This window comes from Actinoplanes sp. NPDC051851 (assembly GCF_040681165.1).
Lineage (GTDB): Bacteria > Actinomycetota > Actinomycetes > Mycobacteriales > Micromonosporaceae > Actinoplanes.
This window is the reverse complement of record NZ_JBFAYF010000057.1, coordinates 44,082-62,027: the sequence shown is the minus strand read 5'-3', so window position 1 is coordinate 62,027 and position 17,946 is coordinate 44,082. Positions and strand designations below refer to the sequence as shown.

Sequence of the window (17,946 nt, the reverse complement as noted above, 5' to 3'; positions counted from 1 at the left end):
GCAGGAATGAGAGCCAAGGACATCTGCCTCGCCGTCGGCGTCGACCCCACCCCGAAACACGTCGAAGGCGCACGCGCACGCCTCAAACGCCTGGTCACCCGCAAGATCCTCACCGAAAATGAACCGGGCATATTCACCCTCAACCCACCGAATCGGACCTAACCTTTCCTACCGCCCTCTCAGAACAGCACCCCATCATCCTCACAGCGTTCAGGGGTCACTCGGAGCTCCCGAGACACCCCGGAGCGCCAGCCCACCGCCCTGAGACACCCCGGAGCGCCAGCCGGACCGGCCGAGGCACCCTGGACCGCCAGCCCACCGCCTGCGGGCACCGCCCCTCGGTGACCCCGCAGAGCGGCTGGCGCGCAGGGGTACCTCCGAGCCGACGAGACACCCCCGATTCCGCTGGTCAATATCGGTCAGGCCCCACACCATGGTCGCGTCGATCCGTGTTCGTGTCCTCGCCTCGACACGGAGTTATCCACAGACGGGCCGTCAAGATCACTCGTTTTCGGGCAGGATGCCTGTTGGGATGGGGGATTCCCCCGGTACGGGGTGGGCCCCCTCTCCGACGCGCCGCCCTCGCCAAGATCCCTTCCGATTCGTGATCTTCGATCGATATGCGTGCGTGCCGGCGAACCAGGGCGGCCCGGGGCGAACCAGGGCGGCCCGGGCTCACGATCATGCTCGGCAGAGGCGCCGGGGACCCACGTTCGCCGTCTGTGTCCTTGCGGCGCCCTCCTGGCGGCTGCGCGCGCACACGATCATGGATCGTGTACACCTGCCGCCCCTGAACCCGACTGATCGTGCACACCCACGGCCCGGCCCACGCTGAACGCGTGCACCCGCCGCCCCCGCCGGTGCTGTTCGTGCACACCCGCGGCCCGGCCCACGCTGTCCGTGTGCGCCCGCCGCCCAGCCCGCGGTGTCCGTGCCACGCGTCGCCCCGGGAACGCCGGCCCACGGCACCGTGAGCCACACGAAGCCGACCTGACACCGCGGCGACTACCCCCTTCACCCCAGACGGACTTGCCGGTACACGCGTACCGAACAAGCCAGCAGGATCACCCCTGACCACCAGCCACGCCGGGAAGGCTGGCACTCACGGGTCACTCAAGCCCGCCGACACACCCCTGAACACCAGCCACCAAGATCAACCCCACGGTTGATCATGAAAAGTCGATCAAGACCGGCCAAACAGGGCTCACCCGCACCGGGGAAGCCCCGCCGGAATTGACCAGCGGGGTCACGGGTCTCTCGGAGCGCCTGAGACACCCCGGACCACCAGCCCACCGCTCCGAGACACCCCGGACCACCAGCCCACCGCTCCGAGACACCCCGGACCACCAGCCCACCGCTCCGAGACACCCCGGATCGCCAGCCCACCGCTCCGAGACACCCCGGACCGCCAGCTCACCGCCCGGGGGTGCCGCCCGGCCGGGCCACGAACGGGCCGCCCCGCCGCGGGAACACCAGGCGCTGAGGACGAGCACCGGGACGGGGCCGAGGCGCTCGACGAGCAGGCGGGTGCGCTCGCTGAGCCGGGTGTCGGGGACCGCGGGCCGGGGCGGGACCTGCTCGGCCAGCGCGGACAGGTGCCGGTCTCACCGTTGACCCAGGGTCCTCCACGAGGCTCGGTCGACGGGCAGGCCGAGGCGCGCGAACGTCGCCCTCCACGCCCTGGCTGTTCGCGAGGCGGCGTGGCGGTCGCGGGGCGGTAGTGACGGGAAGCCGGATTCCCAGGGGGGATCGTGGGCGGCGACCGCCCCGGCGAGGCGGCGCTGCCCCGGGGTGGCCGTCGATGGCGGAGGGAGGCCGTACGGGAAGAAGGAACGCAGGTAAGGCTCGCTCAGCGTGGCCTCGGCCCGGCTCTTCCCGCCGATGTCGACGTAGGTCGTGCCGTAAGGGATCGAGGCGAGCGCCGGGGCGAGCAGGCGGTCGGTGTCGTGGACGCGCCGGCACAGCTGCTCGGCCAGGGTCGCGGCCGCGTGCGGCAGGGAGGACAGGGCCATCATGCCCTCGAACGCCCGCATGTCGATGGCCGCGGGATTGCGGGTGGCCTCGGTCAGCAGCACCGTGGTGGACTCGGGATCGTCGGCGAGCGCCGGAGCGAGTGCGGCGCACACGCGTACGGCCGGATCCGGGTCGTGCAGCCACTCGCGCGGGGCGCCGCCCAGCTCGCCCGCGCTCAGCAGCATCGACGCGCGATGATACGGGTCGACCGAGGTGCACTCGGCCAGCTGATGGGCGAGCAGCCGGGGGCGGTGCGCCGTCAGATCGGGGTGGCGGCTCAGCATCGCGGTGGCCGCGGCGGCGGAGATCCGCAGGCGCGACGACGCGGCGGTCAGCAGGTGCTCGACCGCCGCGAAGACCTCGGGCAGCAGGTCGAAGCAGTCGGCGCGGGCCGCTGCCAGGAGCACCTCGCCGGGGGCGTCGGACTCGTCCCAGTCGAAGACGGACCGGGGCGTGCGCAGGTAGGCTGCCAGCCACTCGCGGACCTCGGGCGCGTCGCGCCGGGACGCCGCCGCCCGGTCGAGACCGTCCAGCGCGGCGGCGGCGACGTCGCGGAGAAACCAGAGGACCGCGGGGCGCATGCTCGGGTCGTCGCCGCCGAAGGCCGGTTCCCTGATCGTACGGACGAGGTAGCGCACACCGTCGACCGTGGCCGGGGTCAGGCGGCCGCCGCAGTAGAGCGCCGCCCGCAGGAACAGGTACGGCATCCGCCAGAACGGTTCGCCGGGCTCCTGGGGGCGGTCGTCGCCCCGGCGCACGGCATCGAGCAGCACCTCGTCGTCAACCGACGGACCGTAGGCGTGGAACGGCATCGATCACACGGTAGCTCAGCCGGCCGGAGGTGCGTCACTGAGGATGTCCCATGCCGGGCCGAACGGTCCGGCCAGCACGCTCACGCCCATCCGGAAGACGCCGTAGCCGTCGATCCGGGCGGGTCCCTTCTCGGTGGCCATGCCGCACGTCTGCCCGAGGACGATGCCGGCCACCTTGCCGCCGCTGGGCAGTTTCTCCGCGAGCTTGCCGACGGCGGCGCAGCCGATCAGGCGGCTTCCGTCGTAGACGGCCTCGCCGACCTCCTCCGTCGTGGTGTTCGGGGCGAGTTCCGGTTCCTCCACCGGATCGAGGTGCGGCGTGGCCACGGACGAGTGGTCGAGGGTCGGCACGATGACGTGGAGGGCCTGGTGGCCGGGGCTGTACATCACCACCGCGCCGTCGTCCTGGATCTGCAGGACCGTTCCCGGGTGGCCGTCGGTCCGGGTCGCCCAGATCGGCACATTGCCGGGTGCCCGGAGTACGAGGTTGCCGTCGTTCTGCATGAACAGGACGGTTCCGGGATGGCCCGCGCTGTGCGTGTCGCCGAGCACCTCGTCGTCGTTGCCGTACTCGACCAGGTTGCCGTCGTCCTGCATGGTCAGCCGGTAGAGACCGTTCGGGGAGCTGATCGAGCGGCCCGGCCCGAGGGTGTCGCCGGGATCCAGTTGATAACCGAGGCTGGAGGCCCGCGCCGCGGTGGCGGGCAGGAGAAGGAACGCGCAGGCTGCCGCCGCCGCTACCGAGATGCCCTTTGACACGTTTTTCATGACCAAAGGCTTGCATGTACGACACCACCGGTCTTGCCCCCGATTGAGGGATAGCCTGCACCGGGCAACGCGGCGGGAGAATCGGATGAGAGCGAGCGGGATCGTGCTGGGCGCCCTGTCGCTCTCACTCGCGGCCTGTGCCGGGGACGGCGAGGGTCGGTGACCGTCGAGATCGAGGCCCGGGTCACCGCCTGTGTCAGCGTCCGGGGTGGCCTCTCCCCCGACGCCCACGGCGACTGACGGCACGCGCATGGGCGTACCGTCGAAAGCCGACAATCGGCCCGTGAGGTGGACGGTCGGCCGCAACTCGCCGCCCGGCTATGGACCACAACCGGGCGGCTCATCCACGTCTCCGTCTGACGAAGCCGCCTACGCCGGCCCGCGGCTCCAGGAGTCCTTGACCGACATCATCCGGGCGGTCTTGGCCGGGTCGCGGTCGACCAGGTCGCCGAGGATGGCGTCGATCTTGAGGACCAGGTCGTCCGGGAGGGTGGCGCCGGCCGCCGCCGCGTTCTCGGTGACCTGGCCCGGACGGGTCGCGCCGATGATCGCCGAACTCACGCCGTTCTGGTGCAGGGTCCAGGCGATGGCGAGCTGGGCCATCGACAGCCCGGCCTCCTCGGCGAGCGGCCGCAGCTGCTGGACGCGCGCGAGCAGTTCGTCGCCGAGCACCCGGCTGATGAACTGGGGCGCGCGGCCGCCGCCGGTCGCCCGCGAGCCCTCCGGCGGCGGCTGGCCGGGCAGATACTTTCCGGTCAGCACGCCCTGCGCGAGCGGCTGGAACACGACCTGCCCGATGCCCTCCTCACGGCACAGCGGCAGCACCTCCGGCTCGATCACCCGCCAGAGCATGTTGTACTGCGGCTGATTGGCCACGATCCGGCTGCGCAGCCCCAGCTCCCCGGCCAGGTCGAGAGCGGCCCTGATCTGCGGCGCCGTCCACTCCGAGACACCGAGATACAAGACCTTCCCTTGCCGTACGAGGTCGTCGAAGGCGATCAGCGTCTCGTCCAGCGGGGTCCGTTCGTCGAACCGGTGCGCCTGGTAGAGGTCGACGTAATCGGTTCCGAGCCGCCGCAGCGACGCGTGGCACGACTCCATGATGTGCTTGCGGGACAGCCCCCGGTCGTTCGGCCCCTCCCCGGTCGGCAGGCACACCTTGGTCGCGATCTCCACCGCGGACCGGCGCACCGGCCGCAGCGCCTCCCCGAGCACCTCCTCGGCCGCGCCCTGCGCATAGATGTCGGCCGTGTCGAACGTGGTGATCCCGGCATCCAGCGCGGCCCGGATGCAGTCCAGCGCCGCTTCCCGTCCGACGAGCTCACCGTGGGTCAGCCAGTTCCCGTACGTGATCTCGCTGACGTAGAGGCCGCTGCCCCCGAGGCGTCGATATTCCATAAAAGACGATCTTAGATGGACGGAGACGTCCGCAGGGGCCCGGGCGGACCAGGGGCGATGCGGTCAGTCCGCCCGTACCCAGAGGTCGTGGGGATCGGGGCCGGGGCGGAAGCCGTGGGCCTCGGCCATCTGGGCGGCGTCGGTGAAGCCGTGGGCGACGTCCGGGGGCAGGTGGGCGTCGCTGCCGAAGGTGACCGCGTCGCCGCCCTCCTCGTGCCACCAGCGCAGGATCGTCGCGTGCAGCGGCAGCCGGGTGTTGATCTCCAGGGCCCGGCCGGACCGTGCGGTCGCCCGCAGAGCGTGCCGGAACTCCTCCTCGAAGGCCCGCGGATCGAACGGGCCGACCCGCTCGGCGGGCCATGACCGAATCGGATAGTCGATGTGCGCCAGCACGGAGAACATCCCGGCGGTCGACATCATCTCGGCGACGCCCGCCAGGTAGTCGCGTACCACCTCGTGCGCGTCGCGGTGCGGGTAGATCTCCCACGGCTCGGCGAACGCTCCCCGGTCGGGCAGGCTGTGCAGCGAGCCGAGCACCCGGTCGAAGCGGCCCGCCGCCAGGATCCGGGAACACGGACCGGCGTGCCGGTGCGGCTCGCCCATCTCCAGGCCACTGAGGATCCGCAGCTGCGGGAACCGGTCGCGGCAGTGATCAATCGCGGCCAGGTAGCCGACCGGGTCGAAGGCGGGCGGGGTCAGCAGGCCCTCCGGGTCGGCGAGCCCGGTGAGCCGGTCGTTGACGTACGGTCCCTCCCGCGCGATCCGGATCACCGTATGGTCCAGGTGTTCGGTGAACGCGATCGCCCGTAGCCCCAGCTCCACGGCCCGGGCGCAGGACCCCTCCATGTCCCCCACCGGCGTGTCCCACGACCACTCGGTGTGCACATGGCTGTCACACGGCAACGACGACACTTCGGCCACGCCCCACGGTAACGCCGGCGCCCGGCCACCGGCTGTCCCACACCGGCGACCGGGCGTCGATCGACGACCGTCAGACCGGCACCGGAACGGCGTCGTGGTCGGCGAGATGCGCGGACAATCGGTCGCCCTCGATGTCGAGGTCCGGCAGACGGCGGCCGAGCGCGCCCGGCAGGTTCCACGCACGGTCACCGAAGGCGGCCATCAGTGCCGGTACCAGGGTGAGCCGAATCAGGAACGCGTCCACCAGGATTCCGGCCGCGAGCGCCAGGCCGAACTGCTTGATCATCGGGTCGGCGTTGAAGACGAAGCCCGCGAAGACCGCTGTCATGATCACTGCGGCGGCCACCACCACCCGGCTGGCCTGCGTGAAACCGTGGACGACCGCGTCCGTGCCGTGCCGGCCGTGCACCCGGGCCTCCCGCATCGAGGAGACCAGGAAGACCTGGTAGTCCATCGCGAGGCCGTACAGCACGCCGGTTGCGATGATCGGAAGCAGACTCAGCACCGGTGTGGTCGCGTCCATGCCGAGCACGCCCTGCAACCAGCCCCACTGGAAGACGGCCGTCGTCACGCCGAGCGTCGCCGCCACGCTGAGCAGGAACCCGAGCGTCGCGCTGACCGGCACCAGAATCGACCGGAAGACCAGCAGGAGCACGATCAAAGACAGGATCAAGACCACGCTTACGTACGCCGGGAGCACGTCCCCGAGCCGCTCGGAGATGTCGATGGCGAGGGCGGCGAACCCGGTGACGCCGACCGTCACGTGCCGCTGCGCGGTGAACCCTGCACCGGCGTCCCGGATCGTCTGGACGAGATCCGCGGTGCGCTCGTCGTTGGGGCCGGTGGCCGGCACGACGCTGAACACAGCGGTGCGCCCGGCGGCGTCCATGCCGGCCAGGCCGACCGCCGCGACACCGTCGATTCCGGTCAGATCCTGATAGAGGCCGGTGAGGTCGGCGACGTCGATCGGGTTCTCCGCCGACGCGGTGACCACCAGCGGCCCGTTGAACCCGTCGCCGAAACGATCGCGAACGAGCTCGTAGCTGGTGCGCTGCGGCGTACCGGAATCGTAAGCCTCTCCGGACGGCAACCCGAGGCGCATGTCCCACGCCGGAACGGCCAGGACCACCGCGACGAGAACCGCGATCGGCGCGACGAGGTAGCGACGGCGCGTCAGCAGCCCGGCCCAGCGCGCCGCCACCGGACGCCGGGCCGCCGTGCCCCGCGCGTCCGGCTCACCCGGCGTTGTCGGCCCGGCCGGTGCTTCGGCCTCGCCCGGCAGGGCCGCCTGGCGGGTGCGCGGGCCGCAGATGCGCTCGCCGGCCAGGCCGAGCAGGGCGGGCAGGAAGGTCAGCGAGGCGAGCACGACCAGGATCACGGTGGCCGCGGCGACCAGGGCCATCGTGGTCAGCAGCTGGATGCCGACGACGAGCAGGGCGACCAGCGCGATCACCACGGTGGCGCCGGCGAAGAGCACGGCGTTGCCGGCGGTGCCGAGTGCCCGGCCGGTCGCCTCGTGGGCGCTGAGCCGCCGGTCGAGGATGAGGCGGCGCTGCCGGTTGACGATGAAGAGCGCGTAGTCGATGCCGACGGCGAGGCCGAGCATCAGCGCGAGCACCACGGTGAGCGAGTGGATCTGCAGCACGTGCGACACGGCGAGCGTGCCGCCGACGCCGGTACCTACGCCGAGGAGCGCCGACAGCAGCGGGAGCCCGGCGGCGAGCAGCGAGCCCAGCGTCACGACGAGCACGGCCGCCGCGACCAGGACCCCGATGATCTCGCCGGCGCCGACGACCTCGGGCACCTCGATCATCGACGACGAAGGGTAGACCCCGAGGCCGGAGCCGCCGACGGCGGCGGAGGCGGCTTCCACCGTACGGTCGATGGTGCCTGAAGGAAGTTCGAAGGTCTGCACGTCGAACTGGAAGGTGAAGAGCGCGACCGTGCCGTCGGCGGAGAGCAGGATCCACGGTGCCGGGCTGTTCGCGGCCGGTGCGGCGGCGAGCTGAGCGATCGCTGCGGCGGCCTGGAGCAGCGGTTGACCGGTTTCGATTGCGGTCGGGTCGATCACGTGCGGGCTGTGGTGCACGGCGTCGACGGCGGCGAGCAGGGCCTGCTGAACGGCCGGGTCGTCGATGCGGGAGCCGTCGGGTGCCTGGAAGGCGATGAGGCCCTGCCCGCCCGAGGCGTCCGGGAGGCGTTCGGCGAGGTCGTCGATGACCTGTTGGGCGGGGGTGCCGTCGATGCGGATCGCGTTGCCCAGGTGCATCGGGAACACGGTCAGTGATCCGGCGATGGCGGCCACGACCAGCAGCCACGCCGCGAGGAAACGCCACGGGCGGGCGTAGGCGGCCTTGCCGATCCGGTACAGCAGTGTCGACACGAGCACTCCATAAGTGATAGCGAACTCTCGAATCGAGAGGATGCTATCGTTTTTCCGGCGGAGTCAAGGAGAGCGCGGAGTCAAGGGCAGTGAGGGCGGTCACATGGGCATGCGGTCGGACGCGTTCGCGAACGTCTCGCGGATCCTCGACGCCGCCCGCCGCGTCTTCGCCACCGGCGACGGCGGCGACTCGCTGAACCACATCGCCAAGGTCGCCGGGGTGGGGGTGGCCACGCTCTACCGGCACTTCCCGAACCGGCAGGCCCTGGCCCGCGCGGTCTACGACGACATCTTCGCCGCCGAGGTCGAGCCGCTGATCGCCGAGTTCGGCCGGACGGGAGCGCCCCGCGACGCCCTGCTCAACGTCAGCGAGAAGGTCGCCGACATCATCATCCGGGAGAAGGGCCTGGTCGCCTCCCTGGGCAACGTCACCGAGGAGACGACGGCGCTGCTGGAACGCTACGCCGAAATGTTGACGCCGCTCCTGCACAAGGCCCAGGAGGCCGGCAACATCCGCCCCGACATCGTCGCGGCCGACCTGCCGCACCTGATCGCCATGATCACCGCAGGTTTGAGCGTCCCCACCATGGACAGCTCCGTGCGGCGCCGCTACCTGGGCCTGCTGCTGGACGCGCTGAACCCGGCCCGCGCCAGCCCGATGTCCACCGCGTAAAGCACCCACCCGGTGACGGACGTCAGCGGTTCACCGGGGTGGCCGGGCGCCGGGCGAGCACCGTCCGGGCCACGGGGAGCAGGATCACCACGAGGAGGCAGGCCAGCAGGGTTCCGGAGATCGGGCGGGTGAGGAAGAGGAGCGGGTTGCCGTCGAAGAGCAGCAGGGAGCGGCGCAGCGAGGTCTCCAGCAGCGAGCCGAGCACGAAGGCGAGGACCAGGGGGCCGGGGTCGAAGGCGGCCTTCTTCATCAGGTAGCCGAGGACGCCGAAGAAGATCACCAGGCCGATGTCGAAGACGTCGTTGCGGACGGTGTAGGCGCCGATGAGGGTGATGAGCGTGGTGATCGGGGCGAGGATCGCCGGGCGTACCCGCAGGATGCGGACGAAGACGCCGACCAGCGGAAGGCTCATGATCAGCAAGAGGACGTTGCCGATGTACATCGAGTTCACCACGCCCCAGAAGAGGTCCGGGTGCTCGGTGACCAGCTGCGGGCCGGGCGTGACGCCCTGGATGAGCAGGGCGCCGAAGATGACGGCCATGGTGGCGTTGGCGGGGATGCCCAGCGACAACAGCGGGATGAACGACGACGTGGCGGCGGCGTTGTTGGCGGTCTCCGGGGCGGCGACGCCCTCGATCGCACCCCGGCCGAAGCGTTCGGGGTGCTTGGCGCGGCGCTTCTCCAGGGCGTAGGCGGCGAGCGAGGAGAGCACCGCGCCGCCGCCGGGCAGGATGCCCAGGACGAAGCCGAGCAGGCCGCCGCGGCCGATCGCGCCGGAGGCCTGGCGCAGGTCGGCGCGGCTGGGCCAGACCCCGTTGATCGCCGCGGGGGCCTGCGCCGCGCGGTGCCGCTCTTCGAGGTTGTAGAGGATCTCGCCGAGTCCGAACAGGCCCATCGCGATCGGCACGAAGTCGAGCCCGTCGGCGAGCGACAGGCTGCCGAAGGTGAACCGTTCGGCGCTGGTGAAGTCGTCGCGGCCGACGGTGGCCAGCAGCAGGCCGGCGGCCGCCGCGACGAGCGCCTTGAGCCGGCCGCCGGGTGAGACGGTGGCGACCAGCAGGATGCCGAGCAGCGCCAGGGCGGTGTACTCGGGCGGGCCGAAGTCGAGGGCGAATCCGGCGACGAGCGGGGCGACCAGGGTGAGCGCGACGACCGACAGGGTGCCGCCGACGAACGAACCGATGGCGGCGATGCCCAGCGCGGTGCCCGCTCGCCCCTGCCGGGCGAGGGCGTGCCCGTCGAAGACGGTCACCACCGACGAGGCCTCGCCGGGCAGGCGCAGCAGCACGGAGGTGATGGTGCCGCCGTACTGGGCGCCGTAGAAGATGCCGGCCAGCATGATGATCGAGGTGACCGGTTCGAGGCCGAAGGTGAGCGGCAGCAGGATCGCGATGGTCGCGGCGGGCCCGAGGCCGGGCAGCACGCCGATCAGCATGCCGATGACGACGCCGATCAGGCAGTAGAGCAGGTTCTCCGGTTCCAGGACGACGGCGAAGCCGTCGAGCACCGGGGACAGTCCGTCCAAGCTCGTGCTCCCGTGATGGTCAGAACAGGTGAGGGATGGTGACGCCGAGCGCCCCGACGAAGAGCGCGTAGAACGCGACCGTCACGCCGAGGCTGAGCGCGATCGACAGCCGCCAGGACTCGTGGCCGAGCAGGCGCAGCCAGACGAGGGCCAGCAGCGCGGTCGGGATCTCGAAGCCGATGGTGCCGACGACGGCGACGAAGGCCACCATGGTCCCGACCGCCGCCAGCACCAGCAGGCCGGGGCGGCCGAACCGTTCGGCGTCGCCGGCGCGCCGGGCGCGCGCCGCCAGGACGAGTCCGAGCACGATCAGCGCGGTGCTGACCATGGCGGGCCAGGCACCCGGACCGGGTGCGTCCGGGCCGCCCACGTCCAGGCGCAGCGATCCGGCCAGGCCGGCGACGCCGAGGACCACGACGATCAGCGCGATGATCAGATTCGCCCCCGGCCCGGCGACCGGGGGCTGGTCCGCCTCGACGGGTGCGGTCACGAGTTGCCGCTCAGATCGATCTTGTTCTTCTCGACGAGCCCCTGATAGGTGGTGAGCGCGCCGGTCCACTGCTCGAGCAGCGTGGCGCCGTCGACCTCGTTGGGGGTGAGCATCCGGCCGGCGCTGAAGTCGCGGTACTTCTGGTCGGCGAACGACTTCTGGAACGCGGCGCGCAGCCGGTCGAGGACGTCCTGCGGGGTGCCCTTCGGCGCCACGATCGCCCGGGACTGCTGCACCAGCGCGTCGTATCCGGCCTCGGTCGCGGTCGGGACGTCCGGCAGGTAGGTGGGCCGCTTGTCGGCGAAGGTGACGATCGGGGTCACCTTCTTCGCCTCGATCTGCGCCTTCGCCTCGCCGAGCTGCACCGAGGCGACGTCGACCTGCCCGCCGAGGACCGCGGTCAGGGCGGGGGCGCCGCCGTTGAAGGGCACCGCGGTCGCCTCGACGCCGGCCTGGGCGAAGAGCAACTCCTGGCTGAGCTGGCTGCCGGTGCCGACGCCGGTGGTGGCGAACGTGATCGGGCGCTTCGCGTCGACGATGGACCGCACCGTGGTGAAGCCGGTCTTCGGGGCCGCGACCAGGACGTAGTCGTCCTGCGAGATGCCGGTGACCACCTCGTAGCCGGTGATGTCGACCGCCTCACCCGCCGCGACGGCGAGGGGCGTGATGTAGGCGAGGGAACCGTTGAAGACCATCAGGGTGTAGCCGTCGTTCGCCGCGCCGGCGAGCTCCTTGGCCGCGACCGCGCCGTTCGCGCCGGGCTTGTTGAGCACCGTGATCGGCTGCCCCAGGTCCGCCGAGGCCGGGGTGGCCAGGGCGCGGGCGATGAGGTCGGTGCTGCCGCCGGCGTCCTGCCCGACCAGCAGGCTGACCGCCCGCTCCGGGTACGCCGAACCGGCATCGTCGTTGCTGTCGTCCAGATTGCCGCCGCAGGCGCTGAGCGCGAGGACGGCTGCTATGGCCGTACCCAAGAATTTGTTACGCATGAATTTCTCCGGCATGTGAGGCGGATCACGAGCGTATGACCGGACATTTATGCCTGTCCAACTCCGAGATTGCATCGACTGATACCTTTCCGGCATGGCGTACACGCTGGATCAGCTCCGCGGGCTGGTCGCCGTCGCCGAGGAGCTGCACTTCGGACGGGCCGCCGCCCGGCTGCGGATGACCCAGCCGCCGCTGAGCCGCCAGATCCAGAAGCTCGAGGCGGCCGTCGGGGTGCATCTGTTCGAACGCGACAACCGGCGGGTCGAGCTGACACCGGCCGGCGAGGCGTTCCTGCGCGAGGCCCGCCGCATCCTCGCGATCGCGGAGGCGGCGCCGGATCTGGCCCAGCGCGTCTCCTCCGGCACGCGCGGCCTGGTGCGGCTCGGCTTCACCGCGGCGTCGACCTACGGCATCCTCGGGCGGCTGCTCGACGAGTTCGAGGCCAAGCTGCCCGAGGTGCGCGTGGAGCTGTTCGAGATGGTCACCCGCGAACAGATCGACGCCCTCGCGGCCGAGGATCTCGACCTGGGACTGGCCCGGCCGCCGTTCGACGCCGATCTCTTCGAGTCGCGGCTGCTGCACCGCGAGGCGCTGATGCTCGCCGTGCCCGCCGGCCACCGCCTCACGACGCTCACCCGCCCGGCCGAGCCCGGCGACCTCGCCACCGAGCCGCTCATCGTCCACTCCCAGCAGAAGGCCCGCTACTTCTACGACCTGGTGGTCAGCATGGTGCCGCTGACCCGGGAGCGTGTCGTGCACACGGTGAGCCAGATCCTCACCATGCTCTGGCTGGTCTCCGCCGGGCGCGGCGTCGCCTTCGTCCCGGCCTCGGCCACCCTGCTCGGCATCCCCGACGTCGCGTTCGTCCGGCTGGCCACCCCGGTCCCCGAGCCGGTCGAGCTGCACCTGCTCTGGCCACGGCAGTCGCCGAATCCCGCACTGCGGCGGGCACTCGCCGTGATCGATGCCCGGAAGGTATCGGACGATGCGGAAATGCTCTTGGACATGCATCGAAGTACGTCCCTACCGTGATCCGGGTGACGCTGACGACGCCCGCCGAACTCGCCGCCCGGCTCGCCACGGGACTGCTCTCCTTCCCCGTGACGCACTTCGACGACGACCTCGCCTTCGACGAACCCCGCTATCGCGAGCACCTCGCCTGGCAGGCCGGTCTGGGCGTCGGCGGGCTCTTCGCGGCCGGCGGCACCGGGGAGGGCTTCTCCCTCACCTCCCCCGAGATCGACGCCGTCGTCCGCGCGGCGGTCGGCGAGGTCGGCGAGCGGCTGCCGGTGGTCGCCCCGGCCACCGGCAACACCGCGCAGGCGACCGCTCAGGCCGAGGCCGCCGAACGCGCGGGCGCCGCCGGGCTGCTGCTCCTGCCGCCGTATCTCACCGAGGCCACCCAGGCCGGGCTGATCGCGCACGTCAGCGCCGTCTGCCGGGCCACCGCGCTGGGGGTCATCGTCTACAGCCGGGCCAACGCGGTCCTCGACGACGTCACGGTCGCCGAGCTGGCCGAGCACAACCCCAACCTGATCGGGCTCAAGGACGGCGTCGGCGACATCGAGCGGATGACCCGCACCTACGCCCGGCTCGGTGACCGCCTCATCTACATCGGCGGTCTGCCGACCGCCGAGACCTTCGCCCTGCCGCTGCTTCAGCTCGGCGTCAGCACGTACTCTTCGGCCCTTTACAACTTCCTTCCCGAGTACGCCCTGCGCTTCTTCGCCGCGGTACGCGCCCAGGACCGTCCCACCGTCTACCAGCTCCTCAACGACTTCGTCATCCCGTACCTGGACATCCGGGACCGTGCCCGCGGCTACCCCGTCTCGATCATCAAGGCCGGGCTGACCGCGGTCGGCCGGGACGGTGGCCGGGTCCGCCCGCCGCTGACCGACCTCACCCCCGCCGACCGGGCCGACCTGACCGCCCTGATCGACAAGGTCCGCGGGTGACGCCGGCCGTCGCGCGGGTCGAGGTCGTCCCGGTCGCCGGGCACGACAGCATGCTGCTCAACCTCAGCGGCGCGCACGGGCCGTACTTCACCCGCACCGTCGTGGTGATCACGGACAGCGCCGGGCGCGTCGGCGTCGGCGAGGTGCCCGGCGGCGAGCCGATCCGCCGCACGATCGAGGCCGCCGGAGAAGAGCTCATCGGCCACCCGATCCCCCGCTACGCCACGCTGCTCCGGCAGATCGGCGACCGGTACGCCGCCCTCGACGCCTCCGGCCGGGGCCGGCAGACCTTCGACCAGCGGGTCACCGTCCACGCCGTCACCGGTCTGGAGTCCGCGCTGCTCGACCTGCTCGGCCAGCACCTGGACGTGCCGGTCGCCGAACTGCTCGGCGAGGGGCGGCAGCGCGACACGGTCCCGGTGCTCGGCTACCTGTTCTACATCGGTGACCGAAACCGGACCGATCTGCCGTACGTGGCCGAGCCGTACCCGGCCGACGACTGGGCGAAGCTGCGCCGCGAACCCGCGCTCACCCCGCAGGCGATCGTGGCCCTGGCCGAGGCCGCCCAGGCCCGCTACGGGTTCACCGACTTCAAGCTCAAGGGCGGCGTGCTCGCGCCCGAGGAGGAGCTCGCCGCGATCCGGGCCCTCGCGGCCCGGTTCCCGCGGGCCCGGTTGACGATCGACCCGAACGGCAGCTGGCCGCTCGCCGACGCGATCCGACTCTGCGGCGACCTGCGCGACGTCCTCGCCTACGCGGAGGACCCGGTCGGCGCCGAGGGCGGCTTCTCCGGCCGGGAGACGATGGCCGAGTTCCGCCGGGCGACCGGCCTGCGCACCGCCACCAACATGATCGCCACCGACTGGCGGCAGCTCGCACACGCCGTACGGGCGGACGCCGTCGACATCCCCCTCGCCGACCCGCACTTCTGGACCATGCGCGGCGCGGTCCGGGTCGCCCAGCTCTGCCGCGACTTCGGCCTGACCTGGGGTTCACACTCGAACAACCACTTCGACATCTCGCTCGCGATGCTCACCCACGCCGGCGCCGCCGCACCCGGCGAGATCACCGCGCTGGACACGCACTGGATCTGGCAGGACGGGCAGCGGCTCACCCGGTCGCCGCTGCGCATCGAGGACGGCGGGATCCGGGTGCCGTCGGCGCCGGGACTCGGCGTCGAGCTGGACCGCGACGCCCTCGCCGCCGCGCACGAGTGCTACCGGGAGAACGGTCTCGGCGCCCGTGACGACGCCACCGCCATGCAATACCTGCTGCCCGGCTGGGAGTTCGACCCCCGGCGCCCCTGCCTCGTCCGCTCACTCGTTCGCTGAACGGAGACCCATGGACCGGATCGACCGGATCACCCTGTCGGCGGTGACCCTGCCGCTGAAGAACGCCGTCAGCGACGCGAAGGTGCTCACCGGCCGCCAGCGGCCGATGACCGAGGTCGCGTTCCTCTTCGCGGAGATCCACACCGCCGACGGGCACGAGGGCCTCGGCTTCGGTTACAGCAAACGCGCCGGTGGCCGGGCCCAGTTCGCGCACGCGAGCGAGATCGCCGCCGACCTGCTCGGCGAGGACCCCAGCGACATCGGCCGCTTGTGGACCAGGCTCGTCTGGGCCGGCGCGTCCGTCGGGCGCAGCGGCGCCGCCACCCAGGCGATCGCCGCGATCGACGTCGCGCTCTGGGACCTCAAGGCCAAGCGGGCCGGGCTGCCGCTGGCCAAGCTGCTCGGCGCGTACCGCGACTCGGTGCGCTGCTACGACACCTCGGGCGGCTTCCTGCACGAGCCGGTCGAGAGCATCCTCGACAACACCGACGCCGTCCGGGCCGCCGGTGTCGGCGGCATCAAGATCAAAGTCGGTCATCCCTCGCCCGGCGTCGATCTCGCCCGGGTCCGCGCCGTCCGGGAGCACCTCGGCGACGAGGTACCCCTGATGGTCGACGCCAACCAGCAGTGGGACCGGCCCACCGCGCAGCGCGTCGGGCGGGCCCTGGAGCAGTTCGGGCTGGTCTGGATCGAGGAGCCACTCGACGCCTACGACGCCGAGGGGCACGCGGCCCTGGCCCGGTCGCTGGACACCCCGATCGCCTCGGGCGAGATGCTCACCAGCGTCGCCGAGCACAGCGAACTGATCCGGCACGGCGCGGTCGACGTCCTCCAGCCCGACGCCCCGCGTATCGGCGGCATCACCCAGTTCCAGCGACTCGCCGCCCTCGCCGAGCAGCGCCACCTCACCCTCGCCCCGCACTTCGCCATGGAGATCCACGTGCACCTGGCCGCCGCCTATCCCCACGAACCCTGGGTCGAGCACTTCGACTGGCTGCACCCGCTCTTCGACGAACGCCTGGAGATCCGCGACGGCCGCGTCCACCTCTCCGACCGGCCCGGCCTCGGCATCACCATCAGCGACCAGGCCCGCGCCTGGACCACCGACCGGTGGGAGGCGTGCGCATGACCGAGGTCGACGCTCCCTGCCGGGCGGCCCTCGCCGCCGCCGGCCCGTTCGAGGCGCTCGGCCGCGACGGGCGCGCCGGGCTGCTGGAAGCCCTCGCCGCGGCGCTGGAGGAGCAGCGGCGGCCGATCGTCGCCGTCGCCGACCGGGAGACCGCCCTCGGCACGACGCGCCTCGACGGCGAGCTCACCCGCACCACCTACCAGCTGCGGCTCTTCGCCGAGGTCCTGCGCGACGGCGGCTACCTGGAAGCCGCCATCGACCACGCGGGCGACACCCCGATGGGACCGCGGCCCGACCTGCGCCGGATGCTCGTGCCGCTCGGGCCGGTCGCCGTCTTCGGAGCCAGCAACTTCCCGCTCGCCTTCTCCGTACCCGGCGGCGACACCGCCTCCGCGCTGGCCGCCGGCTGCCCGGTGGTGATCAAGGCACACGGCTCCCACCCGTCGACCTCGCAACTCTGTTTCGACGTGCTCGCCGGCGCGGCGGACCGCTTCGGGGCACCCGCCGGCACCCTCGGCATCGTTCACGGGCTGCAGGCCGGCATCGACCTCGTCGCCCATCCGGCGATCCGCGCCGTCGGCTTCACCGGGTCCACCGCAGGCGCCCGTGCGCTGCTCGACGTCATCGGCCGGCGGCCCGACCCGATCCCGTTCTTCGGTGAGTTGTCGAGCCTCAACCCCGTCGTGGTCACCCCCGCCGCCGCCGATGCCCGTGCCGCCGAGATCGGCGCCGGGCTCGCCGCGTCCTTCACCCTCGGCGCCGGGCAGTTCTGCACCAAACCCGGGCTCGCGTTCGTCCCGGCGGGCCCCTCCGGCGACGCACTGGTGGCCGCCGCTTCGCAGACTGTCGCCGCGACGCCGGTCGCCGTCATGCTCAACGACGGCATCGCTGCTGCGTACGAGAAAAGCACCTCCGTGCCTCGCGGCACCGCCCTGCTACGCACGACCAGCGCAACCGACCTGCCGCCCTCGGCATTCGAAGAATGCTTCGGCCCGGTCGCGACCATCGCCCGCTACCGCGACGAGACGGAGCTGTTCGCCGCCCTCGCGGCCCTGCCGTCCTCACTGACCGCGACGATTCATCGCGGGCCCGGCGAGACCGAGCTCCCGGCCGAACTGACCCGGCGGCTGCTCCCGCACGCCGGCCGCATCCTGTATGACGGCTTCCCCACCGGCGTCGCGGTCTCGTGGGCCCAGCACCACGGCGGACCGTGGCCGGCCACCAACAGCCAGCACACGTCCGTCGGGGCCACCGCCATCCGCCGGTTCCTGCGCCCCATCACCTGGCAGAACGCACCCGCCGACCTGCTGCCGGCCGAGCTGCGCGACGGCTACGACCACATCCCCCGCCGGATCGACGGCACGCTCGTACTCAGTCCTCCACTGACGACCAGTCCGATGGGTTCAGCCCACTGACGTAGGGACGCATGGTCGATCGGATGCAGCTGACAACGGCGTCGATACGCTCCAGGTCGGCGGCGGGGTTGGGCGGGGCCCCCCCCCCCCCCGCCCCCGCCGCCGCCCCCCCGGCCCCCCCCCCGCCCCCCCGGGCGGCCCCCCCG

General features: G+C 71.9%; 14 protein-coding genes. 6 read left to right on the top strand and 8 right to left on the bottom strand.

Annotated features, from left to right (window positions below):
* Positions 1–1,604 precede the first annotated feature (1,604 nt).
* The 5 genes from AB0M08_RS37490 to AB0M08_RS37470 all read right to left on the bottom strand — a co-directional run bounded on the left by AB0M08_RS37490 (position 1,605) and on the right by AB0M08_RS37470 (position 8,295).
* Positions 1,605–2,825 carry a hypothetical protein gene (locus AB0M08_RS37490; protein WP_364504363.1) on the bottom strand — a complete coding sequence of 407 codons (1,221 nt, stop codon included), beginning with the start codon at positions 2,823–2,825 and terminating at the stop codon, positions 1,605–1,607.
* 15 nt (positions 2,826–2,840) lie between these two features.
* Positions 2,841–3,593, bottom strand: a complete 753-nt coding sequence (locus AB0M08_RS37485; RefSeq protein WP_364504360.1) for a hypothetical protein — start codon at positions 3,591–3,593, stop codon at positions 2,841–2,843.
* A gap of 369 nt (positions 3,594–3,962) precedes the next feature.
* Positions 3,963–4,991: an aldo/keto reductase family protein gene (locus AB0M08_RS37480; RefSeq protein ID WP_364504357.1), complete on the bottom strand. Its 1,029-nt coding sequence runs from the start codon at positions 4,989–4,991 to the stop codon at positions 3,963–3,965.
* Between the two features lie 63 nt (positions 4,992–5,054).
* The gene (locus AB0M08_RS37475; RefSeq protein ID WP_364504354.1) at positions 5,055–5,912 is read right to left on the bottom strand and encodes a PHP domain-containing protein; all 858 of its coding nucleotides are present in this window, start codon (positions 5,910–5,912) and stop codon (positions 5,055–5,057) included.
* Positions 5,913–5,982: 70 nt separating this feature from the next.
* Entirely contained in the window at positions 5,983–8,295 is a 2,313-nt protein-coding gene (locus AB0M08_RS37470) for an MMPL family transporter (RefSeq protein ID WP_364504351.1), read from the bottom strand.
* 103 nt (positions 8,296–8,398) lie between these two features.
* Between AB0M08_RS37470 and AB0M08_RS37465 the strand changes: the two genes are divergently transcribed.
* Positions 8,399–8,968, top strand: coding sequence for a TetR/AcrR family transcriptional regulator (locus AB0M08_RS37465; RefSeq protein WP_364504348.1), 570 nt, complete (start codon positions 8,399–8,401; stop codon positions 8,966–8,968).
* Positions 8,969–8,990: 22 nt separating this feature from the next.
* On the opposite strand, the gene AB0M08_RS37460 is transcribed toward AB0M08_RS37465, so the two are convergent.
* Genes AB0M08_RS37460 through AB0M08_RS37450 form a run of 3 tightly spaced genes read right to left on the bottom strand, consistent with a single transcriptional unit; the run spans position 8,991 to position 11,969 of the window.
* Positions 8,991–10,493, bottom strand: a complete 1,503-nt coding sequence (locus AB0M08_RS37460; protein WP_364504345.1) for a tripartite tricarboxylate transporter permease — start codon at positions 10,491–10,493, stop codon at positions 8,991–8,993.
* 19 nt (positions 10,494–10,512) lie between these two features.
* A complete protein-coding gene (locus tag AB0M08_RS37455) occupies positions 10,513–10,983 on the bottom strand; it encodes a tripartite tricarboxylate transporter TctB family protein (RefSeq protein WP_364504342.1) in 471 nt (156 codons plus the stop codon).
* Positions 10,980–11,969 (bottom strand): tripartite tricarboxylate transporter substrate binding protein, encoded by a 990-nt coding sequence (locus AB0M08_RS37450; RefSeq protein WP_364504339.1) that lies wholly within the window; start codon positions 11,967–11,969, stop codon positions 10,980–10,982. Before AB0M08_RS37450 ends, AB0M08_RS37455 begins: the two co-directional genes overlap by 4 nt.
* 94 nt (positions 11,970–12,063) lie before the next feature.
* Here AB0M08_RS37450 and AB0M08_RS37445 point away from each other — a divergent pair, with 94 nt between their 5' ends.
* The 5 genes from AB0M08_RS37445 to AB0M08_RS37425 are packed head-to-tail and all read left to right on the top strand — an operon-like array spanning position 12,064 to position 17,800.
* Entirely contained in the window at positions 12,064–13,002 is a 939-nt protein-coding gene (locus AB0M08_RS37445; RefSeq protein ID WP_364504336.1) for a LysR family transcriptional regulator, read from the top strand.
* Positions 13,003–13,007: 5 nt separating this feature from the next.
* Positions 13,008–13,925 (top strand): 5-dehydro-4-deoxyglucarate dehydratase, encoded by a 918-nt coding sequence (gene kdgD, locus AB0M08_RS37440; protein ID WP_364504333.1) that lies wholly within the window; start codon positions 13,008–13,010, stop codon positions 13,923–13,925.
* On the top strand, positions 13,922–15,256 hold the full coding sequence (locus AB0M08_RS37435; RefSeq protein WP_364504330.1) for an enolase C-terminal domain-like protein: 1,335 nt from the start codon (positions 13,922–13,924) through the stop codon (positions 15,254–15,256). Before kdgD ends, AB0M08_RS37435 begins: the two co-directional genes overlap by 4 nt.
* 10 nt (positions 15,257–15,266) lie before the next feature.
* A complete protein-coding gene (locus AB0M08_RS37430; protein WP_364504327.1) occupies positions 15,267–16,385 on the top strand; it encodes a mandelate racemase/muconate lactonizing enzyme family protein in 1,119 nt (372 codons plus the stop codon).
* Positions 16,382–17,800 carry an aldehyde dehydrogenase (NADP(+)) gene (locus AB0M08_RS37425; protein WP_364504324.1) on the top strand — a complete coding sequence of 473 codons (1,419 nt, stop codon included), beginning with the start codon at positions 16,382–16,384 and terminating at the stop codon, positions 17,798–17,800. The genes AB0M08_RS37430 and AB0M08_RS37425 overlap by 4 nt, the downstream gene beginning before the upstream one ends.
* Positions 17,801–17,946: the final 146 nt, after the last annotated feature.

Coding starts and splice junctions, on each gene's coding strand:
- AB0M08_RS37450 (WP_364504339.1), bottom strand. CDS start 11,969: ATGCGTAACAAATTCTTGGGTACGGCCATAGCAGCCGTCCTCGCGCTC.
- AB0M08_RS37465 (WP_364504348.1), top strand. CDS start 8,399: ATGGGCATGCGGTCGGACGCGTTCGCGAACGTCTCGCGGATCCTCGAC.
- AB0M08_RS37425 (WP_364504324.1), top strand. CDS start 16,382: ATGACCGAGGTCGACGCTCCCTGCCGGGCGGCCCTCGCCGCCGCCGGC.
- AB0M08_RS37490 (WP_364504363.1), bottom strand. CDS start 2,825: ATGCCGTTCCACGCCTACGGTCCGTCGGTTGACGACGAGGTGCTGCTC.
- AB0M08_RS37430 (WP_364504327.1), top strand. CDS start 15,267: ATGGACCGGATCGACCGGATCACCCTGTCGGCGGTGACCCTGCCGCTG.
- AB0M08_RS37480 (WP_364504357.1), bottom strand. CDS start 4,991: ATGGAATATCGACGCCTCGGGGGCAGCGGCCTCTACGTCAGCGAGATC.
- AB0M08_RS37485 (WP_364504360.1), bottom strand. CDS start 3,593: ATGAAAAACGTGTCAAAGGGCATCTCGGTAGCGGCGGCGGCAGCCTGC.
- AB0M08_RS37445 (WP_364504336.1), top strand. CDS start 12,064: ATGGCGTACACGCTGGATCAGCTCCGCGGGCTGGTCGCCGTCGCCGAG.